The organism is Rouxiella badensis, from assembly GCF_002093665.1.
Taxonomy (GTDB): domain Bacteria; phylum Pseudomonadota; class Gammaproteobacteria; order Enterobacterales; family Enterobacteriaceae; genus Rouxiella; species Rouxiella badensis.
Genome location: NZ_MRWE01000004.1, coordinates 1 through 17975, shown reverse-complemented (window position 1 = coordinate 17975; position 17975 = coordinate 1). Strand labels below are relative to the sequence as shown.

General features: G+C 55.3%; 17 protein-coding genes and 1 tRNA gene. 10 read left to right on the top strand and 8 right to left on the bottom strand.

Translation table 11 applies throughout. From position 1 onward, the window contains the following. Positions 1–189: 189 nt before the first annotated feature. Together BS640_RS03415 and BS640_RS03410 are read left to right on the top strand one after the other, a co-directional pair. Positions 190–1095 carry an L-lactate dehydrogenase gene (locus BS640_RS03415; RefSeq protein ID WP_084911904.1) on the top strand — a complete coding sequence of 302 codons (906 nt, stop codon included), beginning with the start codon at positions 190–192 and terminating at the stop codon, positions 1093–1095. A 207-nt stretch (positions 1096–1302) separates the two neighbouring features. Next, positions 1303–1379, top strand: a tRNA-Arg gene (locus tag BS640_RS03410). Positions 1380–1465: 86 nt separating this feature from the next. Here BS640_RS03410 and BS640_RS03405 read toward each other — a convergent pair. After that, positions 1466–2365: a LysR family transcriptional regulator gene (locus BS640_RS03405; protein ID WP_017492638.1), complete on the bottom strand. Its 900-nt coding sequence runs from the start codon at positions 2363–2365 to the stop codon at positions 1466–1468. Between the two features lie 128 nt (positions 2366–2493). Here BS640_RS03405 and BS640_RS03400 point away from each other — a divergent pair, with 128 nt between their 5' ends. Beyond that, positions 2494–2757: a DUF2798 domain-containing protein gene (locus tag BS640_RS03400; RefSeq protein WP_084911903.1), complete on the top strand. Its 264-nt coding sequence runs from the start codon at positions 2494–2496 to the stop codon at positions 2755–2757. 111 nt (positions 2758–2868) lie between these two features. Continuing rightward, complete coding sequence (locus tag BS640_RS03395; protein ID WP_017492636.1) at positions 2869–3669, top strand: SDR family oxidoreductase; 801 nt, start codon at positions 2869–2871, stop codon at positions 3667–3669. Here the strand turns inward: BS640_RS03395 and BS640_RS03390 are convergent. From BS640_RS03390 to BS640_RS03370, 5 genes are all read right to left on the bottom strand, one after another. Further along, positions 3666–4511: a DeoR/GlpR family DNA-binding transcription regulator gene (locus tag BS640_RS03390; protein ID WP_017492635.1), complete on the bottom strand. Its 846-nt coding sequence runs from the start codon at positions 4509–4511 to the stop codon at positions 3666–3668. The genes BS640_RS03395 and BS640_RS03390 overlap by 4 nt on opposite strands. A 158-nt stretch (positions 4512–4669) precedes the next feature. Then, positions 4670–5623 (bottom strand): D-ribose ABC transporter substrate-binding protein, encoded by a 954-nt coding sequence (locus BS640_RS03385; protein ID WP_084911900.1) that lies wholly within the window; start codon positions 5621–5623, stop codon positions 4670–4672. Positions 5624–5690: 67 nt separating this feature from the next. Beyond that, complete coding sequence (locus BS640_RS03380) at positions 5691–6752, bottom strand: ABC transporter permease (protein ID WP_017492633.1); 1062 nt, start codon at positions 6750–6752, stop codon at positions 5691–5693. A gap of 61 nt (positions 6753–6813) precedes the next feature. Further along, on the bottom strand, positions 6814–8364 hold the full coding sequence (locus BS640_RS03375) for a sugar ABC transporter ATP-binding protein (protein ID WP_017492632.1): 1551 nt from the start codon (positions 8362–8364) through the stop codon (positions 6814–6816). After that, positions 8361–9014 (bottom strand): DUF2291 family protein, encoded by a 654-nt coding sequence (locus BS640_RS03370; protein ID WP_084911898.1) that lies wholly within the window; start codon positions 9012–9014, stop codon positions 8361–8363. Before BS640_RS03370 ends, BS640_RS03375 begins: the two co-directional genes overlap by 4 nt. A gap of 552 nt (positions 9015–9566) precedes the next feature. Here BS640_RS03370 and BS640_RS03365 point away from each other — a divergent pair. The 5 genes from BS640_RS03365 to BS640_RS03345 all read left to right on the top strand — a co-directional run bounded on the left by BS640_RS03365 (position 9567) and on the right by BS640_RS03345 (position 15118). Continuing rightward, a complete protein-coding gene (locus tag BS640_RS03365) occupies positions 9567–11150 on the top strand; it encodes an FGGY-family carbohydrate kinase (protein ID WP_084911896.1) in 1584 nt (527 codons plus the stop codon). Beyond that, the gene (locus BS640_RS03360) at positions 11143–12681 is read left to right on the top strand and encodes a glycerol-3-phosphate dehydrogenase (RefSeq protein ID WP_084911894.1); all 1539 of its coding nucleotides are present in this window, start codon (positions 11143–11145) and stop codon (positions 12679–12681) included. The genes BS640_RS03365 and BS640_RS03360 overlap by 8 nt, the downstream gene beginning before the upstream one ends. 14 nt (positions 12682–12695) lie before the next feature. Further along, on the top strand, positions 12696–13628 hold the full coding sequence (locus BS640_RS03355; RefSeq protein ID WP_017494256.1) for a TIM barrel protein: 933 nt from the start codon (positions 12696–12698) through the stop codon (positions 13626–13628). A 78-nt stretch (positions 13629–13706) separates the two neighbouring features. Then, positions 13707–14141, top strand: coding sequence for a 6,7-dimethyl-8-ribityllumazine synthase (locus BS640_RS03350; RefSeq protein WP_017494255.1), 435 nt, complete (start codon positions 13707–13709; stop codon positions 14139–14141). A gap of 23 nt (positions 14142–14164) precedes the next feature. Next, positions 14165–15118, top strand: coding sequence for a sugar-binding transcriptional regulator (locus tag BS640_RS03345; RefSeq protein WP_017494254.1), 954 nt, complete (start codon positions 14165–14167; stop codon positions 15116–15118). On the opposite strand, the gene BS640_RS03340 is transcribed toward BS640_RS03345, so the two are convergent. After that, positions 15115–15510 (bottom strand): DUF4440 domain-containing protein, encoded by a 396-nt coding sequence (locus BS640_RS03340; RefSeq protein ID WP_017494253.1) that lies wholly within the window; start codon positions 15508–15510, stop codon positions 15115–15117. The genes BS640_RS03345 and BS640_RS03340 overlap by 4 nt on opposite strands. A 12-nt stretch (positions 15511–15522) precedes the next feature. Continuing rightward, the gene (locus BS640_RS03335) at positions 15523–16896 is read right to left on the bottom strand and encodes an MFS transporter (protein WP_084912002.1); all 1374 of its coding nucleotides are present in this window, start codon (positions 16894–16896) and stop codon (positions 15523–15525) included. A gap of 117 nt (positions 16897–17013) precedes the next feature. On the opposite strand from BS640_RS03335, the gene BS640_RS03330 reads away from it, so the two are divergent. Then, a complete protein-coding gene (locus tag BS640_RS03330; protein ID WP_084911891.1) occupies positions 17014–17925 on the top strand; it encodes a LysR family transcriptional regulator in 912 nt (303 codons plus the stop codon). Positions 17926–17975 lie beyond the last annotated feature (50 nt).

The window sequence follows — 17975 nt, the reverse complement described above, 5'->3', positions numbered from 1 at the left end:
CGCGGCTGCTGTCAGGCGCAGAATCATCATAAGATGAACGTAAATTAATCGAATAGCCGATTTTTGTAGCAATAAAGTGCAAAAAGGCGTGACAGAATCGAGAGTTATGCGTTTTATAACAGATACAAACGATGACGCCTCTGCGCGTAAAAATGCACTTTTATCGATTTTAAGAGGGAGAAGGCGGCAATGACCAGAAAAGTAGGCATTATAGGCGTGGGTCACGTTGGGGCCGATACGGCATTTTCACTTGTGACGCAGGGGCTGTGTGACGTTCTGGTCCTGATCGATGAAAATAAAGCGAAGGCTGACAGTCAGGCAATTGAGCTGCGTGATATGGCTTCGCTGACGGCTTCGCGGGTGCAGGTGATCGCCAATGATTATGCGGCGCTGGAGGATGCCGAGGTTGTTGTCATCGCCGTCGGTCCTAAAACGCTGCTGCGCGAAGACCGTCTCGAAGAGCTGGCCGAAACACGAGAGGCAGTGAGTGAGGTAACACCAAAAATCATCGCCAGCGGATTTAATGGCGTTATCATCAATATTACCAATCCCTGCGACGTGATTACTCAGGTAATTCAGAAAGTGAGTAGACTGCCGCATGCGCAGGTATTGGGTACCGGCACCTCTCTGGATACAGCACGTATGAAGCGCGTGGTCGGTGAGTTCTTTAGCGTCGATCCGAAAAGCGTAAACGGCTACGTGATGGGCGAGCACGGCGAATCGCAGTTTGTGGCCTGGAGCACGGTAAACATCGGCGGCTGCCCGGTTAGCGAACTGGCGGTAGAGGGGGAAGCAAACTGGCTACAGCTTGAGTCGGCGGTGCGCGGCGGCGGATGGGCGATTCTGCAGGGCAAAGGTTGGACCAGCTTCGGCATCGCCACCGCGACGGCAAGACTGGTTGATGCCGTTCTCTCCGATGCGCAAAGCGTGTATCCGGTCGCCGCGTGGGACGATGCCAAACAGGTCTACATCGGCCAACCGGCCATTATTGGCAAAGGTGGCATTGTTAAACGCCTACATCCAAAGCTCACAACAGCAGAGAATGCGGCCTACGAGTCCTCCGCACGAGTCATTTTAGATGCCTTTAACCGCTAAAGTCGTAAGCCAAGGCGGCAAATCGTAAAAAACGGCGGCAGAGGCCTAATCATTGAAATTTATTTAATTTCACCAGCCTTGCTGCCGTATTAGTTAGAAATTTAGGTGAAATTGCTCAGGCATTGAGCAGTAAACGCAAAAGCCATTGACTCAACTCGGATGGCCCGTATAATCCGAGTCCGCTGTACTGCCTTTTAGCAGTCTAATGCGCCCTTAGCTCAGTTGGATAGAGCAACGGCCTTCTAAGCCGTAGGTCACAGGTTCGAGCCCTGTAGGGCGTACCATTAATATGGCAGCGCCAGAATTCAGACATCTCAGGATGTCTTTTTTTATGCCTGAAATTCACTGCTGAACCCTTTGCAGCAAAGCATTACATTCCCTCCAGAAACTCAATAAACGCCCGTACTTTGGCATTGAGCGCCGAACGTTCCGTCACGCAGGCATAGATATTCATCGGTAAAGGTTCCGCTCGGGCGGTGTCGTCGTTAAAAGTAGTAAATAACGCTACCAGCTTTCCCGCATCAATCAACGGTTGTGCGACGAAGCCTGCAAGTCGGGCAATGCCGCCGCCGTTTAGTGCAATTTGCGTAATGATATCGATGTCATCACTGATAAAACCGGGGTTCAGTTTGGCGTTGAAACGTTTGCCGTCACGCACAAAACTCCAGGGCAGGAAACGGCCATCGGTGGGATAACGAAAAACCAGGCAGGAATGATGGCTCAGGTTCTCAGGCGTTGCGGGTACGCCTGCGCGGTCAAGATAGGCAGGGGCGGCGCAAAACACAAAAGGGATTGAAGCAATAGGGCGGGCGATAAGCTGATCGTTGAGCTGGGCCTCGATCCGAATGCTGACATCTACGCCTTCTAGCCGATGATCGACGCTGCGATCGGTGCTGATGATCTCTATTTCGATATCTGGATAAGCATCTTTAAACGCAGGCATGCGCGGTGCGAGCACGTGACGGCCAAAGGCGGCGGTCGTTGCGATACACAGCGCCCCCTGAGGTTTGGTCTCGACGGCAGCGGCCTGCGAGGCAAGGTCGATATCCTGCGGGATGTGGTGCACTTTCTCGTAATAACGTTTGCCGCTTTCGGTGAGCGTCATGCTACGCGTAGTGCGCGACAGCAGCCGCACCCCTAAATGATTTTCGAGCCGCGAGATGCTCTGGCTTACAGCGGCAGGGCTTATGCCCTGGGCACGAGCCGCTGCTGCGATGCTGCCGTTATCCACCACGCGGATAAAGCTATTGATCAGGCCCAGAATATCCATTGATGCTCAACGCTCCATTCGTAATTTTTACTTAGCAATGATTAAAGCATAGCGCCTCTACCGCCGTACCGGAGAGCTTGTTAGGTTAAGCGCTCTTACGCTACTTATCAAAAAAGCAGGAGACAACGATGACCCAGAGCACCCTTAAGAATACGTCAAGGATCCGCTTTCCCAAGCATACCTCACCCTACGTTTTTGCGCTTTATATGGCGACCATCATGGCGTTTATGATGAGTCTGGTGATCACGTTCGCTGAATTTGGCGCAGGGGATCATTACATGGCAAATGTGATGAATGCCTATCGCGTTGCAATGCCTGCGGCCTTCGTTTGCATTCTTGTGGTTCGGCCTGTGGTAATGCGTCTGGTGAGCTGGACGGTGCACGGTCATTGAGTCTGTTTCTGTAGGAGTTTGTAACCTTTGCGTGCTCATTATTTCGGTGCTGAACAACTCTAGTGACTACACTAAGTTGTAATACCCAATAGAAATCAATGAGGAGCATGCATGAATTTATCTCTTACTCATCAAATTGCGCTGGTCACCGGTGCCAGCTCGGGCCTTGGCTATGCCTGTGCCGAAGGGCTGGCAGCCGCCGGTGCCAGCGTTGTTGTCAATTACAACAGTCATGCAGAACCCGCCGAAGCCTTGGCCGCACAGATTCGTCAACAGGGCGGTCAGGCTATCGCGTTAGGGGGAGATGTCTCGAACGAAGAGGACGTTGAGCGTCTGTTTGAACAGACGATCGCCGAATTCGGGGCGTTGGATATTTTGGTCGCCAACTCGGGCTTGCAGAAGGATTCGCCGATTGGTGAGATGACGCTGGCGGACTGGAACAAGGTGATCGAGGTGAATCTCACCGGGCAATTTCTCTGTGCCCGCGCGGCATTACGTCAGTTCCGCAAACAGGGGACACAGCGCAATGTGAGCCGCGCCATCGGGAAAATTATCCACATGAGTTCGGTGCATCAGGTTATTCCCTGGGGTGGGCACGTTAATTACGCGTCTTCGAAAGGGGGAGTGGATATGTTGATGCGCAGCATCGCGCAGGAGATTGGTGGCGAGAAGATCCGCGTGAATTCTGTGGCTCCTGGGGCCATCGCTACCCCCATCAATGCAAGCAGCAGAGAGGGAGAGGGTACCAACAAAATCCTCAAACTGGTGCCCTATGGGCGGATCGGCGACCCTGTCGACGTTGCTAACGCCGTGGTCTGGCTGGCTAGCGACCTCTCCGACTACGTGCATGGCACCACGCTGTTCGTTGACGGTGGGATGAGCCTCTATCCCGGTTTTCAGGATAACGGCTAATCAGCTTTCATCGGTGCAACCACCACATTGACGTTTTTATCCTTCATGCGCTGAATGATGGGCAGCGGCGTGCCTTGATTGACGATGACCACGTCAAACTCGTCGAGGTGGGCGAAGCTATGCAGGGCGCGGCGTTCAAACTTGGTGTGATCGACCAGCAGAATACGTTTCTCGGAGGACTCAAACATTGCGCGCTTGGTTTCGACCATCTCGGCCGACTGGTGAAATACCCGATCGTCGATAATCGCCGACATGCTGACGAAGAACATATCCGCCTGTAAATTCGCGATTTCCTTGCGCGTCATCTGGCCCATAAAGGCGTTGCACCAGTTATAGAACTGGCCGCCGAGGCCCATTAAGGTGATGTCGCGCATTTCTTTGAGCTCGGTCATCACGGTGAGTGAGTTAGTAATCACCGTCAGCGGCGCTTTTGACGGCAAATAGCGCGCCATTTGCAGCACGGTAGTGGAGTCATCGAAAAATATTGCCTGACCGGGTTCGATATAGCTGGCCGCAACCTCGGCAAGGGCACATTTTTCTTCAAGCTGACGGGTGGAACGATAAACGTCGCTGGACTCGACCAGGCTGGTGGGCGTCGCGGAAACCACACCACGCGTCTTTCTCAGCAGGCCGCGCTCGACCAGTTCATCAATGTCGCGATGTGCGGTCATCAGGCTGATGCTGAAGCGGTCGGTGATGTCCTCAATACGAATCGCGCCTTCCGCCATCACCGCCTCGACAATCAGCTGGCGACGTGCAAGCTGTCTCGCCTGGCGACTGTCGCTGGGCAGCGCTTCCGCCATGAAAACGTCGACTGCATTATTTTGGGAAGCCTGAGTCATAGTGAGTTCCAAAAGACGAATTAACGTCACCCCGTCGGCACGAGAAGGGCGACGGGGTGTCCTGTAAAATCGACCTATTACAGCGCTGATTGAGCGGTTTGGCAAATCAGCGAAGTAAAAAAGCCTGTAAGAACGGAAAGTTAACCTGTTTCTCTGCGTTAATTAGACAGTTTGAACGCGGAAGTGTATTTCGCGACGTTATCCTTGTTAATCAGCACACAGTCAAACAGCTGTTTCTCCTGAGCCGCACCGGTTTTACCGGTTTTAAGGAAGGTATCGGCCTCATCAATCGCCTTGGCGGCAAATTGTGCCACTGGCTGCATGACGGTGTAGGCCAGTGTGCCGGCTTTCACTGCATCAACCGCGTCCGGTGAGCCATCGAATGCACCGACTTTGACCTGACCCAGTTTCCCCGCTTCTTTCAACGCGGCAATCGCGCCAAGCGCCATTTCGTCGTTGCCGCTGATCACCCCTTTAATGTCAGGATGCGCCTGAAGCATGGACTGCATTTTGTTATAGCCTTGAGTGCGGTCCCAGTTGGCAACCTCTTTGGCAACCTGTTTGAGGTCAGGATACTGTGACAGCACGGTATCGTAGCCGTTGGCACGGGTTGCGGCATTGTTATCTGACGGCGAACCGAGCAGTTCGACGTAATTACCGCTGTCGCCAACCGCCTTGACCCACTCCATTGCACCCAATGCGGCACCCTGCGCGTTATTAGACACCAGTTGCGCCTTCGCCAGTCCGCTCTGGTTCAGCTCGGCGTTGATAACAATCACCGGGATCCCCGCCGCGATGGCTTTCTTGACCGATCCTACCGAGCCGTCGGCGTTAGCGGGATCGAGGATAATCGCTTTGGATTTGTTGGTGATCGCCGTGTCAATCAGTTGGCTCTCGGTGTTGGTATCGCCTTTATGGGCGCTGACCGTCGCCGAATAGCCGAGTTTTTCAGCCTGTGCCTTAGCCACCTGGCCCTCGGTGTACCAGTAAGGGTTGGAAGGGTCGTTGACGATAATCGTCATCAGGCCTTTATCCGCCCAGGAAGGGGTCGCGAACACCGTCATTGCGGCGACGGCGGTGACCATCAGTAAACGTCTGCTGTTATGGAACATGTGAGATACTCCAGTGTTTGTAGGGTGTAGAGTTTTCTATCTTCTTGTTTTTACATCTAAAGTCACATCACTTGCTGCGTCGTCCGTACTGTAGCGTGTTAAGCAGTACGGCCAATACGATGACCGCGCCGGTGAATACGGTTTGCCAGTAGGCGGAAACCCCGATAATAACCAGCCCGTCGGAAAGAAAGCCGATGACGAATGCGCCAAGCAGCGTGCCGCGAACGTTACCGCGTCCGCCGGTCAGTGCCGCACCGCCGATAACCACTGCGGCGATGGCGGTCAGTTCATAGGTGGTACCTGCCGTCGGGCCTGCCGAGGTGAGCTGGGAGGAGAGCACCAGACCGGCAATGGCGGCGCAGACGCCAGAGAGGACATACACTGTGATTTTGACCCGTTTTACCGGCACGCCGGAGAGCGAGGCGGCACGTTCGTTACCGCCGGAAGCATACAGCCAGCGGCCAAACGCGGTGCGGCTGAGCAGGAAACCGCACGCCAAAGCGATGACACACAGAGTCAGCACGCCAATGGGAATATTGAAGATGCGGTTAAAGCCGAGCCAGTCGAAGCCGGTATTGCCGAGCACGCTTTCACCGGAGAGTTTGTTGTAGGTCAACCCGTTGGTCATCAGCAGGGCAATACCGCGCGCAACGTACAGTGAGCCGAGTGTGGCGACGAAGGCCGGCACGCGAAACACGGCGACCAGGACTCCGTTAATCAGGCCGACGACCGCACCGAGTGCGAGGGTCAGAATCACCACCGCCCAGACCGGAAAATAGAGGATGACGCCAAATGCCTGCAGGTTGACGCCCTGCATCAGAAAGCCTGCAAACACGCCAGCAAGGCCGAGCGTGGATCCTACCGACAGGTCAATGCCGCCGTTGAGGATAACCAGCAGCATACCTATCGCCGGCAGCCCAAAGATAGCGACGTGAGACGCCATGGTCAGGAAGTTGGCAGAATTAAAGTAGTTCGGCGACATGATAGAGAACACGATAATAATCAACAGCAGGGCGAAGAAGGCACGGCCTTCGAGCAGCAGCTTGGCGATGCTAAAGCTGCGATGGCTCGAGGGTTTTTTCGCCGCGGGTGCACGCGAGGTGCTCAGGGCATGGGTTCTGTCGTTCATGATAGTTCGCTTCCAATGTTTTCGTAAAATCCGAGTCGCCTGAGGTCAGCGTGGTCGGCTATCAGGCCACGAGCGATTCGCCCGAGGCGGCCATAATCTGTTCTTTGGTTGCACTGGCGTCGAAGATGGCGGAAATATGTCCTTTGCTCATCACCACGATACGGTGCGCCACGCTGAGGCATTCGCCCACTTCCGACGTCGAGTAGATAACCGCCAATCCTTTGCGGGCGTTCTCGGCCAATAGCCTGAACACTTCGGCCTTGGCGCCGATATCAATCCCCCGGCTCGGCTCATCGAGCAGGATGACTTTGGGATGCGTCGCCAGCATTTTGCCGATGACCACTTTCTGCTGGTTGCCGCCGGAGAGGGAGCCGATAGTGGCTTCGCCGCCGGAGGTTTTCACCGTGACGTTGCGGATAGACTCATCGACCAGCTGCTTCTCACGTTTTGGGGACAGCACCAGCCTTTTGACAAAATCGCCGATGCTGGCGAGCGTAAGATTTTCACCGACGGTCATGGTCTGAATCAGGCCATCGCGCTGGCGGTCTTCGGGCACCAGTGCCAGACCGCTCTCGATACGGTCGGCGATACTCAACCCAGTGATCTCTTTCCCGTTCAGGGTGATAGTGCCTTTTTCGGCGTTAACTCGACCGGCGATGCACTCCATTAATTCGGTGCGTCCTGCGCCCATCAGGCCATAAATACAGACGATTTCCCCGGCGCGTATTGCCAGCGACAGGTTGTCTACTACCTTGATGCCGGTCGGGCCTTTCACCGTGAGGCCGCCCACTTCCAGCGCGGTATTACCGAACTCATAGCCGGTCGGCGGTGAGCCCAGGTCGAAATGCTCACCCACCATGTTGCGCACGATCCACTGTAAATCGATATCCTCGCGTTTGGCGTAGGCGGTCATTACGCCGTCGCGCAGTACCACCGCGCGGTCGGTTATCTCCAACGCCTCTTCGAGGTGATGCGAGATATAGACGATGGCGACGCCGCGGCTGGTCAAATCGCGAATAATCTTGAATAGCACCTCAACCTCGGCGGCGCTCAGTGCGGAAGTCGGCTCGTCCATGATTAGGATGCGCGACTTAACCGACAGTGCACGGGCTATTTCAACAATCTGCTGCTGGCCGAGACGCAAGTCCTCAACCAGGGTTAAGGGGTCGATCTCCTCCTCCAGCTCTTCCATCAGTTCACGGGCGATGCGTTCTTCTTCGGCGAAGTTCACGCCGGTGGCATGATGAAGTTCACGGCCGACGAAGATGTTGTCGCGCACGTTCATATTGGGAGAGAGGTTCAACTCCTGATGAATGATTGAGATACCGCACTCACGGGCCTGATTGGTGGAATTGAACACCACCGGCTCGCCGTTGAGGAGGATTTGCCCTGAACTCGGGGTTATCACGCCGGAAAGGATCTTCATTAGCGTCGATTTTCCGGCACCATTTTCGCCGAACAGCGTGGTGACCTGTCCCCGCCGAATGTCGAAATCCACTTCCTTTAGGGCGTGAGTCGAGCCATAGACTTTGCTGACATTACGCGCCGAGAGCACGATTTCGCCCTCAGTCTGGTTATCAATGACGTTGGGATGAGTGATTACATTGCTCATTGGACGGTCATCCCTACTGGCGTTACCAGCCAGTTTTTCGGATTAAGCAGGCGGAATACGCCGGTGACTTTGACGGTTTTTCCGCTGAGATGTTGGGTATCGATATTGCTCAATACCGCTTTTTTCATCGCACGGTTAATCCCCGAACCGGCATTCTGGTACTCAATCTGGTTCTTGAAATCCCCAAACTGAAGGGTGCCGGTCGCGTCGCGCAGATCGGTGCCGTTAATGGCCGGACCGGTTTGCAGACGCACCTTGATGTCGTCCGGCATGCCCGCGACTTTCAGTGCGTAAATGCCCATCTCGCCTTCTCCAACTACGCCTGTTAACGAAACAGAGAATACCGGCATCGGGCTACCGACGCCGTATTTCGTCGTCGCAGCCGCAGGGTCAGCGTTGAGCGCCGTGGCGAGCGTTGCCGCATCGACTGCACGCGATTGAACGCTTTGCTGAATCTGCGGAAAAGTTTTGTCCCCGTAGCTGTCCGGATTGAAGGCCTGCTCGGCCACGTCTTCCGTTGAGCCAATTTTGACCACTTTGGTGTTCAGGCCAATGGCCACCATCACAGCAAGCGTAACGGCCAAAGCGACGCCAATCTTTTTTAAGGTTCGCGGCGTGACCTGGTTAGAAAGGATTGAAAGCGTCGTCATAGCATGGACCTCATAGTGACTTTCCCTCATGGCCTATATCACATGATTAGTGTGATTATTATCATATCTATGCGGCGTTTTGCCGCGTTGAAATGTTATAAATATGATAATTGTTAATGTTAAAAATGTTATGCGTGATATTTTTTGTCAATCGCTTTACCGACTTTTTTTGCGGTTGGAGATCTGGATCTCCTTCCTGTTCGCTTTTTAGCCTGCTCGACGTTAGTTGCGGATCCTTAGCGCCTGTATTTATCAAGAGTTTCTTATTTAAATAATTGATTTTATTTATATTTTAAAATTAACGCGAAGTTGAGATTTTACTGGGAGTCTCAAGCTCTCTCAGGATCTCGTGGTGATTATTATCTGAGTTTTCCCTGATGCTGGTCTAAAGACAATAAAGAGTTTCCCGACAAATGTGATCATTTATCAAACAAATTTGTGATCGAGAGCGCTTACTGAATTGAAAAATTTTATTTGTACTGAAATTTAATTCATTCTCTATGTTAGCTTAGTGATATGTTTAGTTTGCCCCTCAACATTCGGGAGTAATAAATGGATAACCGCGACATTATTCTCGGCATTGACTCCGGAACCTCGGTGGTAAAAGCCGTCGCGTTTGACCTTGAAGGTCAACAATTGGGTTGTGCATCGGTCAGAAATACCTATCAACGTGGAGAAGACGGATCGGCGCTACAGTCAATGGATAAAACCTGGCATGACTGTGTTGATGCTATTCGTCATCTTGCCGATGACATCGAGAATCTGGCGTCGAGAGTCGTGGCGCTGGCGGTCACGGCGCAGGGAGACGGCACCTGGCTGGTGGGGAAAGAGAATCGTCCGGTAGGGGATGCGTGGATCTGGCTTGACGCTCGCGCCGCTGATACCGTCCGCCAGTTGGAGCAGTCTCCGCTTTCTCGTGAGCGATTCAGCGCCACCGGCACCGGCCTTAACACCTGCCAGCAGGGCGCGCAGCTTGCCTATATGCAGGCGCATCACCGCGAACTGCTGGAGAGCGCCGAGGCGGTGATGCACTGTAAAGACTGGCTGTACCTTAACTTGACCGGCGTGCGCGCCACAGATCCCTCCGAGGCGAGTTTCACCTTCGGTAATTTCCGCCATCGCGGCTACGAAGACGTGGTCATCGAGGCATTGGGGCTTCAGGAACGACGCTATCTGTTGCCGGAAATTGTCGAGGGTACTCAGGTAACGCATCCGCTCACGCCCGAGGCCGCCGAGGCTACTGGGCTGCTGGCGGGAACGCCGGTCTGCCTGGGCTATGTCGATATGGTGATGACCGGGCTGGGTGCCGGTGTGCACACCGGCGGAGACGCCTCCTTTAACAAGAATACCGCCTGCTCAATCATCGGCTCTACCGGCGTACACATGCGTTCGGTGCATTCGTCCGATGTTTTCCTGAATCAGGCGCAGACCGGCTACGTTATCACGCTGCCGATACCCCATCAGGTGACGCAGATGCAGACCAACATGGCCGCTACGCTCAATCTCGACTGGTTACTCAACATGACGCTGTCGCTTATCGAGGAGTTTGGTGGCAAGGCGGATCACGCCACGCTGGTGAAGCACCTCGATAAATGGCTGGAGAACACCCATCCCGACGAACTGATGTATCACCCCTATATCTCTCTGGCCGGTGAGCGGGGGCCATTCGTTAATGCCGACGCCCGCGCCAGTTTTATTGGTCTGCGCTACAGCCACGGCTACGCCGATTTGCTTCGTGCGGTGATAGAGGGGATTGGTATGGCGGCTCGCGACTGTTATCGGGCGATGTCTGCTCAAACGCCGCTCGAGCTGCGGTTGTCCGGTGGCGCGGTGCGTTCGGCGAAGGTGCGGCAGATTTTGTCCGCCTGTATCGGGGCACCGGTGCGGGTCAGCATTCGCGATGAGGCCGGGGCCGCAGGGGCGGCGATGATGGCCGCCGTGGCGATTGGCGCTTACCCCGATATGGAAAGCTGTATTGCCACCTGGGTTACGCCGTTGCTGAGTGCGGTCGAAACGCCTTCCCCGGCGCTGGTCAACCATTACAACCGACTGTTCGAGACCTATCGGCAAACGCGTTCGCTGTTACCGCCGGTGTGGGCCGAGTTGCAGTCTCTGAAAGGAGTAGACAATGAGTGATTCAGACTTGTTGGACGTTTTTGTCATTGGCGGCGGCATCAACGGCGCCGGTATTGCGCGCGACGCAGCCGGACGTGGCCTGTCGGTGATGATGTGTGAGAAAGACGACCTCGCTCAGGGCACCTCTTCCCGTTCCGGCAAGCTGGTTCACGGCGGTCTGCGCTACCTCGAATACTATGAATTTCGTCTGGTGCGCGAGGCGCTGATTGAACGCGAGGTGTTGCTTAACTCTGCCTGTCACATTATCTGGCCTATGCGCTTTGTGCTGCCGCACAGCCCGCAGGACAGGCCCGCGTGGCTGGTACGCCTTGGACTGTTCCTCTATGACCACCTGGGAGGGCGAAAAAAACTGCCCGGCACGCGTTCACTCAATCTCGACCGAAGCCCTGAAGGCACGCCTTTGCTCGACGAATATCATCGCGGTTTCGAGTATTCCGACTGCTGGGTCGATGACGCGAGAATGGTGACACTCAACGCGCTTGGTGCGAAAGAGAAGGGCGCGACAATTCTTACCCGCACCGCCTGTGTGATGGCGAAACGCAGCAAGGACCGCTGGGAGATTTTTCTGCGCGATGAACACAGCGGCGAGATGCGTCAGGTATTCGCCAAGGTACTTATTAATGCCGCCGGTCCATGGGTGCTGGATATCGTCAAACAGGTAACCCACACCCGCAGCGCGCGCAACGTGCGGTTGGTGAAAGGCTCGCACATTATTGTGCCAAAATTCTGGGAAGGGCAGCAGGCCTATCTGGTGCAGAATCATGATAAACGGGTGATTTTCATCAATCCGTATGAGGGCGACATGGCCCTGATTGGCACCACGGATATTCCCTATGAGGGGCGCGCCGAGGACGTGAAGGCGGACGAAAGCGAGATCCAGTATCTGATGGACGCGGTAAACCGTTACTTCAAGGTCAAGCTGCGCCGCGACGACGTGATAACCCATTTCTCCGGCGTGCGGCCGCTGTTTGACGACGGTAAGGGCAATCCGTCTGCCGTGACGCGCGACTACGTGTTCGACCTCGATACGCAGGGGGGTGCGCCTATCCTGCACGTGTTTGGCGGCAAGATAACCACCTTCCGCAAGCTGGCCGAGCACGCGATGCAACGGCTGAAAGAGGCTCTGCCGAACATGGGACCGGACTGGACGCGGGAAAGCGTGCTGCCTGGCGGGGAGATTGAAAACGCCGATTTCGAGGCCTTCAGCGAAAAACTCAAAACCGATTACCCGTGGTTGCCGCCGTCATTGCGTAAACACTATGCTCGCCTCTATGGCGCACGAACCGGCAATCTACTGGCAGAGGCCACCACGCTCGCCGACCTAGGACGCCATTTCGGCGGCGATTTTTACGAGGCCGAAGCGCGCTACCTGGTAAAAAACGAGTGGGCACAGCGACCTGAAGACATTCTCAAACGCCGCACCAAACACGGGCTACATCTTTCGGAAGATGAGATTAAGGCGTTCGAACAGTGGTTTGAACAGACGCTGGTCACGCAGCCACCGGTGATTTTACAGGCAAACGCCAGCTGAATTAGGGGGCAATGATGGCACTCACTCTGTCTTTAAATACTAATCCGCTGGTGAATCGCTTCGCTGAACCGGAAGACCTGATTTACACCGTGGCGCGCGATATTCGCATTCGAGACCTGCAGTTGACTCACGAATTTATCAATCCGTCGTGGCCTGCCTCGACCCTGCGCAGTCTCACCCGGCGTATGAAGACGGCGATGGAGAGTACCGGCGTGCGGGTAACTTCCGGCATGACTGGCCCCTACGGGCGACTGAATCATTTTGGTCATCCGGATGCCAGCGTGCGCCGCTATTACGTCGACTGGTTCAAAATTTTTGCTGACATTATCGCCGATCTCGGCGGAAAATCCGTGGGTTCGCAATTTGCTATCTTTACTTATCAAGATTTTGACTATACCGAGCGACGTGAAGCGCTGCAAAATACCGCGCTCGATTGCTGGTGCGAAGTCGCGGAGCATGCGAAAACGGCCGGTCTCGAGTTCCTCTTTTGGGAGCCTATGAGCGTGGGAAGGGAGTTTGGCGAAACTATTCAGGCCAGCCTCGACCTGCAAAAACGGCTGACGGAGACCGCGATGGCGATTCCGATGTGGATGATGGCGGATATCGATCACGGCGACGTGACCTCCGATAATCCACAGGATTACGATCCCTATGCCTGGGCCGCCGCCGTGCCTCGTTACTCGCCGATTATTCATATAAAGCAAAGTATGTTAGATAAAGGTGGTCATCGACCCTTCACTGCGCAGTATAATGTTAACGGTCGGATCCAGCCCGAGCCGCTACTTAAAGCGTTTGCCAGCGGAGGCGCGCGGGACAACGAAATTTGTCTCGAGCTGAGTTTCAAAGAGCGTGAGCCGAGCGACCGGCAGGTGGTCGCACAGATTGCTGAGAGCGTGGCGTTCTGGGCACCGTATATTGATTCCGGCAGCCAGCACTTATCGCTATAACGGCCGTTTTATCGTGGATGATAAGGGCGATACCCTTGATTATAATGATGATATCATCAAACCTTTACTGGAGTTTTTATGACCGCCCCTATTAAGATTGCCTACGTCAAAGCCAACTGGCATGCCGATATCGTTAACCAGACGCTGGTAGGCTTTAAGCAGTATTTTGAAAGCAACAACCAAGCGTATGAAATTGAAGTATATGACGTTCCTGGCGCTTTTGAGATGCCTCTGCTGGCCAAGCGCCTGGCAAAACGCGGCAACATCGATGCCGTGGTCTGCGCCGCACTGGTGGTAGACGGCGGAATTTATCGCCATGACTTCGTTGCGCAGGCGGTCGTTAGCGGCCTGATGCAGGTCCAGCTAGAAACCGAAGTCCCGGTGTTCTCGGTTTCCCTGACGCCGCACAACTTCCAACCTGAAAAAGAGTTTACCGAGTTCTATCATCAGCACTTCATCAAGAAAGGCGCTGAAGCAGCCAAAGCGGTCTGCATGGTACACGCGATTAAATGACAGGGTTGTTCCCGGGGTAATCCATGAAACATTCTTCCTCGCAGGCGGACGCTGACGACTCCCTTGCACTACGAGCCGCATGGCTGCACTACGTGGGAGGACTGACTCAGGCGGACGTGGCAAAACGTCTTGGTTTACCTTCGTTGAAAACACACCGCATGATTGCCCGCGTAGTCGCCGACGGGGCGGTAAAAGTGACCATCGACGGCGATATCGTTGAATGCGTCGAGCTCGAAAATCGCCTGCGCGACAACTTTGGGCTGAGCTTTTGCCGCGTCGCACCGGACCTCGCCGAAAGCGGGCTGCCGGTGCGGGCGCTCGGTATGGCGGGCGCAGACTATTTGCGCAGCCTGCTGGCGTCCGGCGAGATGACTACGCTCGGGCTGGGCCATGGGCGAACGCTTTCCTCCGTGATTCACCAACTTCCCCGAATCGATGCCCAGAGCGTGCGCTTTGTGTCGTTGCTCGGCTGTCTGACCCGCAATTATGCCCTCAACCCTCACGACGTTATGCATCGCATTGCCGAGAAAACCGGCGCGCATGCCTACATTATGCCGGTGCCGTTCCTGGCAAATACGGTGGAAGATAAAGAAGTACTGCTGGCCCAGCGCGGCGTGAAAGAGGTGTTTTCTATGGCTGAAGGCGCCGAAGTCAAACTGGTGGGTATCGGTACCGTCGAGGCTGCGGCTCAGCTGGTGGAAGCGGGTATGGTGGAAGAGGGCGAAATGCTCGATATCTCTGCCTCGGGCGGCGTGGGTGAATTGATTGGGCACTTCTTCGACCGACACGGGCGGGTAATCAACACCCAGCTCACCGCAAGAATGCTGGCGGTCAGTCTGGATGCCAATCGCGCCGACAAAATTGTGGCGATTGCCGGTGGCGAGAACAAGGTAGAAGCGATTCGCGCCGTCCTGTCCAGCGGCCTGCTGCATGGCCTCATCACCGACGAGGTAACGGCCAGTGCCTTGATAAGTTAGCCTGCTGCAGTCTCGTGCAGGCGCTGCCAGACAATTCTTCCTTCTGCTGTGCGTTCAAACACGGCGGTTGAATGGCGCAGCGTTGCGGGGTTGCCAGGCTGCGCCTGCTTTTCCTGATAGCTCACGACCGCACCGTTCGGCCATTCGCTGATGATATGCAGCGCGAAGACCTCGATTTCTAGCCCGCTTTTTGCCCCTCCGCTGCTGCGGAAAAACTGCGTCAGCCCGGCGTAATCCAATGCCTTTCCTGCGATGCCCACCATGCTATACCGCGGGCTGAATCTCGACAGCAGTTGCTCGCATACCGCTTGTGGCGCGTGGCCTGCCAGCCATTGCTGGATAAGAACGTGTGCCTCGATAACTTCATTAAAGTAAGGGTTGTTGTGCTGCATAGATTCTCCAAATTATTGTGCGAGTTTTTCCACGATGGCGTTGTCTTTGAGGCGCAGACAGAGCGCCACAGGAATCACGCTGCTTAGCGCCGCGACGACAAAGCAGCTGCGATAGGCAAGCGTGACCGAGCCTTCTGTTAGCGTTGAAAACAGGTTAAACAGCAGACCCATCAGCGTGACGCCAAGACAAAAGCTCAGCTGGCGGTTGATGTTCCACAGCGCACTGGCGTCGCCCAGCTGCGCGTCGTGAGTCTCGATAAACGCCGCGCTTTGTGCCGTGCTGCTGCAAAGGCTGCTGCCAAACCCCATCAGCGCGAAACAGGTCATTTGAGTCAGTCTATCGTCCCCGCTGCCGATAAGCGTGAGCGCGGCGATGCCCAATCCATTGATGAGGCATCCCGCAATAAACAGCGGGCGCGGTCCAAGACGGTTAAACTGCCTGCCGGTCAGGCTGATGGCAACAAAGGCCGCCAGCGCCCATGGCAGCATAAGCTCACCGACATGGGTGGCCGACATGGCAAGCTGGTTTTGCAGATAAAGCATGGCGAGCAGGCTGACGCCGGTAAACAGACCGGGCACCAGCTGATAGATGAGCATCGAGGTTCTTAGCAGCGGCAGTGCGACCAGCCGCAGGTTAAGCAGAGGGTGAGTTTTTCGAAGCGACTGGCGTACGTAAATCGCCATCAGTGCAATCCCGGCGAGCAGCAGCATTGCGCCGCCGATTCTTTCAGTACGAGTACCCAGCTGAGTCAGCCCGAGCAGAATCAGCGTTAATGCGGCGCATGACATCAGCAGTCCGACGGCATCGAGGCGGGTCTTCACCGCTGCCGTTTCATCGTTACGCAGCCAAAATGCAGCCAGCAGCAGCGTCAGCGTCGCCAGCGGCAAAGAGGCAAAAAATACCCATCGCCAGCCGAGGCCGTCGGCAATCACCCCGCCGAGCGCCGGAGAAAGCGCCGGAGCCAGCAACCCCACGAGCATAATGACCGCCGAGAGACGCGCACGTTCATTGGCGGGATAGAGTGAATAGGTCAGCGTCTGACCGATAGGGATAAGCAGCCCGCCCCCCAGCCCCTGCGCTACGCGCCAGCCGACCAGTGAGGTCAGGGAGTTCGCCGTTCCTGCGCCCAGCGTCGCGACCATAAAGAGGCTCAGCGAGAGCAGAAACAGCCGTTTTGAGCCGAGGCGAGCGGCGAGCCAGCGGCTGGCGGGAATAATCAGCGTCAATCCGATGATGTAGCCATTGCTGACCCAGGCGAGCTGTTCCACCGTCGCATGAAAGCTGCGTGAGATGGCGGGATAGGCCACGTTGGAAATAAACATGTTAATCAGGTCGATAAAGAAACCAAGCAGGTAAACAACGGCCACGCGCATTCGATAATTCATAGCATCCTTCATCGCACTTCCAGCTCAAGAATGGGGAGTGTAGACAACAAAAGGAAGCGGATAAACCGGCTACCAGCAGTTACACTGTCAAAAATATTTTGACAGTAAGGGGGCGTCATGCTGAATTTTCAACGGCTGGAGATGTTCGTCAACGTAGCGGCGGCGGGAAGTTTTACCGCGGCTGCGGCAACGATGGGGCTGACCAAGGCCGTCGTCAGTTTTAACATCAAACAGCTTGAGGCCGAACTGGGCGTGGCGCTACTGCATCGCACGACGCGGCGGGTCTCTTTGACCGGCGCAGGGGAGGGGTTTTATCAGCGCTGCCTGCTGCTGTTGCAGGACGCAGAAAGTGTGCTTGACGAGGTCAGGCTCGATCATCAAGGCCTGAGCGGTACACTGCGGCTGACCACGACGCCAGAGTATGGCGCGCGGGTGGTGGTCCCTGCGCTAACCTCATTCAGCGAGCGGCATCCGCAACTGCGCATCCAGCAGGTTTCTTCCTCACAGCACAACGATTTAATCTCCGGTCGTTTTGACGTCGCTATCCGCCTCGGCCAGCTCGCCGACTCCAGCCATCATGCGACCCTGATCGACAGCTTTGCCATTCTCCCTGTCGCTTCACCTGCCTATTTGCAGCGCTATGCGCCACAGGGCTTGAATACGCTCGAGCAACTGGCGCAGGCCAAATGGCTTGCCCACAGTCGGTTAAGCACGCCGCTAAGCTGGGTCGTGACGACGCCACAAAAAGTGAGTTGCCTGTTTAGCGTTGAGCCAGATGCCTGTGTGACTGCCGACAGCGCCGCAGCATTGCTGTCGTTTGCACTTCATGGGGCGGGCATCGCCCTGTTGCCGCAGTGGTTGGTCGCGGAGCACGTTGCAAAGCAGAAATTGACGGTGCTGTTGCCCGACCACCAGTTTCCGCGACAGGGAGTCTATGCGCTTTACCCGAATACGCGCTACGTGCCGGAGAAGGTTCGTCTGTTTATTGAGCATTTACGTGCCAGCGTAGGCGAGGTTAATGAAGTGTGATCTGCATCACACTTCATCGGTAATACTTATCTAATTTTAATTATAAATAG